The organism is Actinoalloteichus spitiensis RMV-1378 (genome assembly GCF_000239155.1).
GTDB classification, from domain to species: Bacteria; Actinomycetota; Actinomycetes; order Mycobacteriales; family Pseudonocardiaceae; genus Actinoalloteichus_B; species Actinoalloteichus_B spitiensis.
Genome location: NZ_AGVX02000169.1, coordinates 1 through 7,822, shown reverse-complemented (window position 1 = coordinate 7,822; position 7,822 = coordinate 1). Strand labels below are relative to the sequence as shown.

At 75.2% G+C, this 7,822-nt stretch carries 8 protein-coding genes; 3 read left to right on the top strand and 5 right to left on the bottom strand.

The window, feature by feature from the left end; translation table 11 throughout:
• Nucleotides 1-42: 42 nt before the first annotated feature.
• From ACTIDRAF_RS0208810 to ACTIDRAF_RS27900, 4 genes are all read right to left on the bottom strand, one after another.
• Nucleotides 43-924, bottom strand: a complete 882-nt coding sequence (locus tag ACTIDRAF_RS0208810; RefSeq protein ID WP_016698371.1) for a Rieske (2Fe-2S) protein — start codon at nt 922-924, stop codon at nt 43-45.
• 91 nt (nt 925-1,015) lie between these two features.
• A complete protein-coding gene (locus ACTIDRAF_RS0208805) occupies nt 1,016-1,210 on the bottom strand; it encodes a DUF2795 domain-containing protein (protein WP_016698370.1) in 195 nt (64 codons plus the stop codon).
• Between the two features lie 180 nt (nt 1,211-1,390).
• Entirely contained in the window at nt 1,391-2,539 is a 1,149-nt protein-coding gene (locus tag ACTIDRAF_RS27905) for a glycosyltransferase family 9 protein (protein WP_016698369.1), read from the bottom strand.
• Entirely contained in the window at nt 2,536-3,717 is a 1,182-nt protein-coding gene (locus ACTIDRAF_RS27900; protein WP_016698368.1) for a glycosyltransferase family 4 protein, read from the bottom strand. Before ACTIDRAF_RS27900 ends, ACTIDRAF_RS27905 begins: the two co-directional genes overlap by 4 nt.
• A gap of 350 nt (nt 3,718-4,067) precedes the next feature.
• Between ACTIDRAF_RS27900 and ACTIDRAF_RS0208790 the strand changes: the two genes are divergently transcribed.
• The 3 genes from ACTIDRAF_RS0208790 to ACTIDRAF_RS0208780 all read left to right on the top strand — a co-directional run bounded on the left by ACTIDRAF_RS0208790 (nt 4,068) and on the right by ACTIDRAF_RS0208780 (nt 7,188).
• Nucleotides 4,068-4,727, top strand: a complete 660-nt coding sequence (locus ACTIDRAF_RS0208790; protein ID WP_026065915.1) for a UdgX family uracil-DNA binding protein — start codon at nt 4,068-4,070, stop codon at nt 4,725-4,727.
• 125 nt (nt 4,728-4,852) lie between these two features.
• Nucleotides 4,853-6,148 carry a zinc-dependent alcohol dehydrogenase gene (locus ACTIDRAF_RS0208785; RefSeq protein ID WP_016698366.1) on the top strand — a complete coding sequence of 432 codons (1,296 nt, stop codon included), beginning with the start codon at nt 4,853-4,855 and terminating at the stop codon, nt 6,146-6,148.
• Complete coding sequence (locus ACTIDRAF_RS0208780) at nt 6,145-7,188, top strand: NAD-dependent epimerase/dehydratase family protein (protein WP_016698365.1); 1,044 nt, start codon at nt 6,145-6,147, stop codon at nt 7,186-7,188. The genes ACTIDRAF_RS0208785 and ACTIDRAF_RS0208780 overlap by 4 nt, the downstream gene beginning before the upstream one ends.
• Nucleotides 7,189-7,222: 34 nt before the next feature.
• On the opposite strand, the gene ACTIDRAF_RS0208775 is transcribed toward ACTIDRAF_RS0208780, so the two are convergent.
• Nucleotides 7,223-7,696 (bottom strand): SRPBCC family protein, encoded by a 474-nt coding sequence (locus ACTIDRAF_RS0208775; protein WP_016698364.1) that lies wholly within the window; start codon nt 7,694-7,696, stop codon nt 7,223-7,225.
• Nucleotides 7,697-7,822 lie beyond the last annotated feature (126 nt).

Genomic DNA, 7,822 nt, shown 5'->3' with positions numbered 1-7,822 from the left:
TACCGACGGCGCGGTGTCGGCGGACTCCGGCGGACCGGCTGGTCAGCTCGCCGGGACACCCGCGTAGGTGCGGGCCCGGGCCTCCACCCGGCCCGCCCGCACCCGGCTGATCAGCCGGGGCTGGGGCGCGGTGGCCGGTCCCCGGACGACCTCGCCGTCGGAGAGGCGGAAGGTGCTGCCGTGCCAGGGGCACACCAGGCAGCGCTGCCCCGCCACCTCCGCCACGTCCCCCTCGTGCAGGGGAGCGGAGAGGTGGCTGCACGCGTCGTGCAGCACCACGACGTCCGACCCGCTGCGCAGCACGACCACCTTGACGTTCCCGGCGTCCCGGACCTCGGGGCGCCCCTCGCTGAAGTCGTCCAGCGGACCGAGGTCGCACCAGTCGTTGGGGCCCCGGTGCGCCGCGTCCTCGGCGTGGTTGGGGCCCAACGCCTGCCGGAACGACAACTCCCCGCCCAGCGTGGCGCCGGCGAGCAGGAAGAGCATCCCGGCGCCACCGGACACCGCACCCGTACGGCCGGACCGGTCGCGACGGGCCACGAACGACACGAGGTAGCAGGCGAGCCCGGCGGTGTTCAGCAGCGCGTGCACGGTGCCGGTGCGCTGCTGCTCCTCGTGGGCATCGGACCAGTCGGCCCAGCCGCTCACCGCCGCCGGCAGCGCGCTGGCGACCCCGGTGCCGACCAGCACCCGCGCCGCCCGGCTCCCCGGGGTGGTGACGTCGAGCACGGCGGCGGAGAGGAAACACCCCACGGGGAGCTGGACCATCGCGGGGTGCACCGGGTGACCGAGCCAGACACCGTGGAGGGCGTCCTTCACGCTCCCCTCCGGCAGCACCCGCGTGACGACGCGGTGGATCCGGGAGTTCACCCGGTCCAGCCACTTCTGGTCCGCGATCCGGTCGGTGATTCGTGACAGCCTCATCTCACTCCTCCGCTGGGTGTCCCGGAACTGGCGCGGGGCGGGGCACCAGCCGCCTGACGCCCCACCGCGCCCCGAGGGGTTCGTGGTGACCTCACACCTTGGAGAACGCCTCGCTCACCGCGTTCGGTCCGTCGAAGGTGCGGTCCTTGGGCAGCTTGCGCAGGCCCGACAGGATGTTCTCGTCGGCGCCGTGCTGCTGGGCGTGCTCGACGATCTGGTCGGTGCTCGCCGGGTAGTCCAGGTCCTTCAGTGACTTCTGCATCTGGATCGGGTTGGCGCTGGCCATGATCCGTCCCTCCTCCGGTGCCGCGTCGGATGGCGGTCCACTGCCGCCAGGGCCCGAGAGGACCCTCCTCCCGGGGATGCCACGTGGCGGCGCGGCGAAACGCCGGGGCGCTCCTCGGACCGCGCACGCACGACCGTGCGCCCGGGGCGCGGCACCGGCCAGCGGGACCGCGACGGCTCCTCACCTGGCCCGGACGGCGTGCTCCACCGCGCCGAGGACGTCGCCGACGTCCAGTGCCGCCATGCACGCCGGACCGTGGGGCGACAACGGGCAGGAGGCCGACCACCAACAGCTCTGCTCGGTGATCGCGGTGGGTCTGCGGTGCCCGCACCCGGGGAGGCCCTGGAGGTCGGAACCCGACGGGGAGGCCAGCACCCGCTCTCCCGGGTCGTCCCAGCGGGGAGGGGAGGTGGTGCCGCCGCCCGAGGTGTCCGCGCCACCGGTTCCGGCCGGGCCGACCACCTGCCGACCGTCCCGCCCCGGGACCGGACCCGGTGCTCGCCCGAACCCGTACCGCAGGGTCGAGGTCGGCCCGAACAGCCCCACCACCCGAACTCCGAGCGAGGCCGCCAGCCGGGTCGGCCCGGTGTCGCCGCCGACGACCACCCCACCGCGGCTCCCGATCTCGGCGTAGGTCGCGGCCAGCGTGCGGAGGTCCCCCCGGGGGAGGGGTGATGCCCCCCGTGGCACCGGCCCGCCGTCGGCGACGGCCAGCACCGGGGTGCCCGCCGCGAGCAGGGCGGCGGTGAGGGCGTCCCAACGCCGACCCGGCCACCGCTTGACGGCCATGCCGGCTCCGGTCACCAGGACCACCGGCGGCCGCGACGTGCGCGGCGGCACCACCCTCCCCACCAGCTCCGCGCCGAGGTGGAGTTCGGTCGGCGTGAGCCGGACCCGCCCGGGGCAGCGCAGGTCCACAGCGCCGATCAGGCCCTCGCCGTGCAGGATCCGCAGGTAGCGGTCGCTGACCCGTTCGTCGGCCGGCGGGTGGCGCCACAGGTCGGTCACCGCCCTGGCGCCGGAACGTTCGATGACCTCCGGGATGCCGTCGTAGCGGGTGGAGCTGACCACCAGGTCGGGGGCGACGCGAGCCAGCGCCCGCTGGACGGCCGCCCGCTCGGCACCCCCGCCCCGTCGTTCGGGCACCAGGACCGCCATCACCGACTCGTCCGCCGCCAGCAGGGAATCCCCCGGCGGGTGGGTGAGGAGGTGCACCTCCGCCCGGGGGTGGTTCCTGGCCAGCGCGTGCACGGAGGGCAGGAGCATCAGCAGGTCCCCGAAACCGCCGAGCAGGTCGACCACCAGGATGCGGCGGTACGCCGGGCTCACGGCGCCGCCCGCAACACCGCCCGGTACACCCGGTCGTGTTCGGCGGCGATCGCCGGCCAGGTCCGGCGCCCCACCAGCTGGCGGGCTCGCTCCGCCACCCGTCGACGGAGGGCCGGGTCGGCCAGCACCCGGTGCACCGCCTCGCGGAGCGCCTCCGCGCTGCGGGTGGCGGATGCCACCACGGTCGTCTGGCCGTCGACCAGTTCCGGGTCGGGAGGGTCCGCTCCGGTCACCACCGTCGGAGTCCCGTGCGACATGGCCGCGAGAACGGCACCGCTCTTGGTGGTGGTTCCCCCGGTGAACGGGAAGACCGCGGCGTCCGCGGCGCGCAGCAGGTCCGACACCCGGTCCTCCGGCTGGTACCCGGTGAAGGTCACGGCATCGGCGACGCCCCTGCGGTGGGTGAGCCCGCGCAGCTCGTCGTGGAACGCCCGCGCCTCCGGTTCGGGCAGCGCGCAGGAGACGAAGCCGCCGGCCACGCACAGGTGCAGCCCCGGGTGGGCGGCGCGGAGCGGGGGGAGCGCGTCGATCAGGTAGCGCAGGCCCTTCACCGGGTGGACGAACCCGAAGAAGACCAGCAGCGGGGCGTCCGCCCGCAGGCCCAGCTCGGCGCGCACGCGGGGCCCGGGATCGCCGTCCGCTCCTCCTCCCGCGACGTTCGCCGCGAGCGGCACCACGTGCGGGACCACCCCCCACCGCCGGGTGACGACACCGGCGTGCCCGGGGTTGGTGGTCAGCAGCGCCCGGCTCGTCGGAACCACCCGGCCGGTCTCCCGGCACCACCAGCCCCGAGCCTCCGCCAGCCGCCACACACCCCGGGGGAGGCCCCCGGGCGGGTCCCAGGACCCGTACTCGTGCAGGGTGGTGACCAGGGGAACCCCGGAGGGCAGCGCCAGGGGCAGCAGGCCGGAGAGCCGGGAGAACCCGTAGGCGGACGGCGCGAACTGGAGGTGCACCACGTCCGGCGCCCACCGGACCAGCTGGCGGCGCAGCGCGCGCAGTTCGCCCCACCGGCGGGTCGCCCCCTGCCCCGGGTGGAGGGACACCGGCGCCAGGTCCGCCGTCAACCCCATGTCGGACAGCGCGGGCAGCAGGTGGCGGACGTAGTCGGCGACCCCGTCCCGGTCCGCCGCCGTCGCCCCGCACACCACCGCCACCTTCGGCTGGTTCGCCGCCACCCCGCACCTCCGAGTTCCGCCACGCCCGCCGACAGCGGGAGGCCCCGGGCCCGCTCCTGGCGCCACCCGGTCCCGGTAGCCCCGTGCCCGCCGGGTGCGGGGACATGCCGGGCCAGGGGGACGGCCACCGTCGCGGGTGAACGAGCCACCGAAGGACCCCGCGAGCCCGGAGGACCGCAGATGTTCCCGAGCAGCTGCCCGAGCGACCTGGCCGGCACGCGGACGGGTACCGACCCGGCGGGCCCCCTCCGGTGAGGAGGACACCGACCAGGTGTGAGCGGTGCGCCGTCAGCGGGCACCCGGGGGGCACCGCGAGCGGATCCGGCCAGGGAGGACGAGGTGACGTGACCATGCCCGGTGAGCAGCCCGACGCCACCCCCTTCGTCCCGGCCAGGGCCGGCCTGCCCGGGTTGCGCCGAGCGGCCGCGGCCTGCCGGGGGTGCGACCTCCACCGGGACGCCACACAGGTCGTGTTCGGCAGGGGACCGGCCGCCGCCGAGGTCGTCCTCGTCGGCGAACAGCCAGGTGACCGGGAGGACGTCGAGGGCGTGCCGTTCGTCGGCCCCGCCGGCCGCGTCCTCGACCGCGGCCTCCGCGAGGCGGGGATCGACCGGGATCGCGCCTACCTCACCAACGCGGTCAAGCACTTCCGGTTCACCCGTGGCGGCACGGGCAAGCCCCGCCTGCACCGCCAGCCCAACCGCACCCACCGCGTCGCCTGCCGGCCGTGGCTGGTGGCCGAACTCGCCGTCGTCCGGCCCCGACTCGTGGTGGCGTTGGGCGCGGTGGCGGCCAAGACCCTGCTCGGCGAGTCGTTCCGGGTGACCCGCCACCGGGGCGAGCCCCAGCGCTTCCCCGCCGAGGAACTCGGTCTGCGGCGGAACGCGCCCGACCACCTCGTCGCCACCGTGCACCCGTCGGCCGTGCTGCGGGCGAGGGACCGCGAGGACGCCTACGCGGGCTTCCTCGCCGACCTCACGACCGTGGCGGACCTGCTCCGCCCGGCCTGACGGGCGACGGGCTGGCCGGGGCCGGCTCAGCGGGTCAGCACTCGACCGGCCACGTTTCGCGAGCTGGAGGCAGGGTACGCGGACAGGGAGCGGAGGGTTCCACGACGTTGGGTGGAAGGGGAAGGATGCGCGCGCTCACCTGGCACGGCCCCCGGTCGGTGCACGTCGACACCGTGGCTGACCCGACCATCGAGGACACCACGGACGCCATCATCCGGGTCACGGCGAGCGGACTGTGCGGCTCCGACCTCCACCTCTACGAGCACGGTCTCGCGCTTGCGGTGAAACCGGGGGACATCCTGGGCCACGAGCCGATGGGGGTGGTCGAGGAGGTGGGGAAGGCGGTCCACCACATCCGCCCCGGCGACCGGGTGGTGGTGCCGTTCAACATCTCCTGCGGCGAGTGCTTCATGTGCCGTCGCCAGCTGTTCGCCCAGTGCGAGACGACGCAGAACCTGGGGGGCCGGAAGGGTGCCTCCCTGTTCGGCTACACCCACCTCTACGGCGGGGTTCCCGGGGCGCAGGCCGAGTACCTCCGGGTGCCCCAGGCCCACTTCGGCCCCATCCGGGTGCCCGAGGGCGTCCCCGACGAGGCGCTGGCACTCCTCTCCGACGTGCTGCCCACGTCCTGGCAGGCCGTCGAGTACGCCGACGTCCCCCGGGGAGGCAGCCTCGCGGTCTTCGGTCTCGGCCCCATCGGGCAGATGAGCGCCCGGATCGCCCTGTACCGGGGCGCCGGCCGCGTCCTGGCCGTCGACCCATACCCCGACCGGCGCGCGTTCGCCGCCCGGGCGGGGATCGAGACGGTAGACCCCGGTGACGGCGACCCCGTGGAGCAGATCCGGGCCGCGACGGCTGGCCGGGGAGCGGACTCGGTGATCGACGCGGTGGGGATGGACTCGGAGGGCTCGGTCGTCGACCGGGTCACCCAGATCCTCAAGACGAAACCGGACCGGTTGCACGCCCTGCACCAGTCCCTCGGAGCGGTGCGCCGGGGCGGCACCGTCTCGGTCAGCGGCGTGTACGCGGCGTGGATGCCCCGGTTCCCCCTCGGCGACCTGTTCGACCGCAACGTCACCCTGCGCTGGGGGCAGACCCACGTCCGCGCCTGGACCGACACGCTGCTGGACGTGCTGCGCGACGGTGACCCGCTGGGGGCCGCCGAGCTGGTCTCCCACCAGGTCCCGCTGCGGGACGCGCCCGACTACTACGCGGCCTTCGCGAAGAAGCGCCCCGGTGTGCGCAAGGTGCTGCTGCGTCCGCACGGCCACCGCGGGTGGACGTCGGGAGCGCGGGACGCGGATCGGGCGGTGTCGCCGAACAGGTCGGGGCCCCCACCCCGTCCCGCGCCCGCGCGGCGACCCCCCACCGGGGAGACCGGGCCCACCCGCACGCCGTCCGGTGAGGAGGAGCCGTCGTGAGGATCGTCGTGGTCGGAGGCTCGGGAAACGTGGGGACGGCCGTGCTCGGTCGGCTGGCCCGCGACTACCCGAAGGCCGAGCTGGTCGGCGTGAGCCGGCGGACGCCGCCGCCCGCCCCGCCCTACCAGGGCGTCGGCTGGCACGAGATCGACATCGGCTCGGAGGCCAGCACGCCGCGCCTGGTCGAGGCGCTGCGGGGCGCGGACTGCGTCGTCCTGCTCGCGTGGCTGATCCAACCCAGCCACGACGAGCTCGCCCTGCACCGCACGAACGTGGAGGGCAGCAGACGGGTCGCCGAGGCCTGCGTCCGGGCCGGCGTGCACCACCTCGTGTACCTGTCCTCGGTGGGCGCCTACTCACCCGGTCCCAAACGGCGCGCCGTGGCGGAGGACTGGCCCACCGGAGGTGTCGCCGCCTCCTCCTACAGCCGGGACAAGGCGGCCGTGGAGGCCCTGCTGGACGAACTGGGCCGCCGGGAGCCGGGGCTCACCATCACCCGCTTCCGGCCGGGGCTGATCCTGCAACGGCGGGCCGCCGTCGAGATCGCCGGGTACTTCATCGGCCCACTGGTCCCCCGGGCGGTGTACCGGGGTGTCCGGCGGGGGAAACTGCCCGTGCTGCCGATGCCCTCCGAGCTGACCCTCCAGTTCGTCCACTCCGAGGACGTGGCCGCCGCGGTGTCGCTGGCCATCGGTCAGCGCGCGGCGGGGGCGTTCAACCTGGCCGCCGATCCGCCGATGCCGCCGGCGGAGTTGGCCCGCCTCCTCCACGCCAGGCACGTCCCGGTGCCACCCTGGCTCGTCCGGGCCGCGGCGAGGGTGAGCTGGGAGCTCCGCCTCCAGCCGACCTCGCCGGGCTGGGTGGACCTGGCCCGGTGGTGCCCGGTCCTCGACACGTCCAGGGTGCGCACCGAGCTGGGGTGGAGTCCGGAGCACGACGCCAGGCGGACGGTGCTGGAACTGGTGGAAGGGCTCGAAGCGGGCCGCGACCACCCGAGCCCCGCCCTGCGGTCGGGTCGGGGGACGGTCAACTCGACCTGAGCCGGCGTGGTGCGCGGCGACGCGGCGGGCGGCGTCAGGGCAGGGTGGGCAGGATCTCGGCGAGACGCCGCAACGACTCGGCCGCACCGCCGACCATCCCCGCGCGGAGCATGGCGTCCCGCGCCTCCCTGCTGTCGAACCGGGTGACGGTGGTGAGCGTGGTCCGCCCGTCCCGCTCCTCGAAGGTCACGGTGTCGACCAGGACCTCACCCGGCGTGCCCTCGAACTCGAAGGTGTGCACGATCCGCTCGGGAGCCGTGATCTCCTGGTACTCCCCGTGGAAGGCGTAGTCGCCGTCAGGGGCGTGTTCGACGAATCGGTAGGAACCGCCCGGCCGGAAGTCCAGCTCGCAGTCCATCGGGTTCCCCCGGGCCCACCAGCGCCGCAGGTGTTCGCGGCTGGCGTAGGCCGCGAACAGGCGGTCCCGGGGCGCGTCGAAGGTCCGGCTCATGGTGATCTCGACGTCGGACGGGGTGGTCACCCTCAGCTCGTCAGCCCGCTCGCTCATCCTCGTGCTCCGCGTGGTCTCGTGGGGCCGCCCCGGGACGGGGCGGCGTGCGGCGGTGTGCCCCGGCCGCCTCAGACCACCCCGGGACCGACTGGGGTGGAGGACCGTGCGCACGGTTCCTCCGCC

Excerpts from the sequence above, each read along its gene's own strand:
- ACTIDRAF_RS0208810 (WP_016698371.1), bottom strand. The coding sequence starts at position 924 with ATGAGGCTGTCACGAATCACCGACCGGATCGCGGACCAGAAGTGGCTG.
- ACTIDRAF_RS0208805 (WP_016698370.1), bottom strand. The coding sequence starts at position 1,210 with ATGGCCAGCGCCAACCCGATCCAGATGCAGAAGTCACTGAAGGACCTG.
- ACTIDRAF_RS0208790 (WP_026065915.1), top strand. The coding sequence starts at position 4,068 with ATGCCCGGTGAGCAGCCCGACGCCACCCCCTTCGTCCCGGCCAGGGCC.
- ACTIDRAF_RS0208785 (WP_016698366.1), top strand. The coding sequence starts at position 4,853 with ATGCGCGCGCTCACCTGGCACGGCCCCCGGTCGGTGCACGTCGACACC.
- ACTIDRAF_RS0208775 (WP_016698364.1), bottom strand. The coding sequence starts at position 7,696 with ATGAGCGAGCGGGCTGACGAGCTGAGGGTGACCACCCCGTCCGACGTC.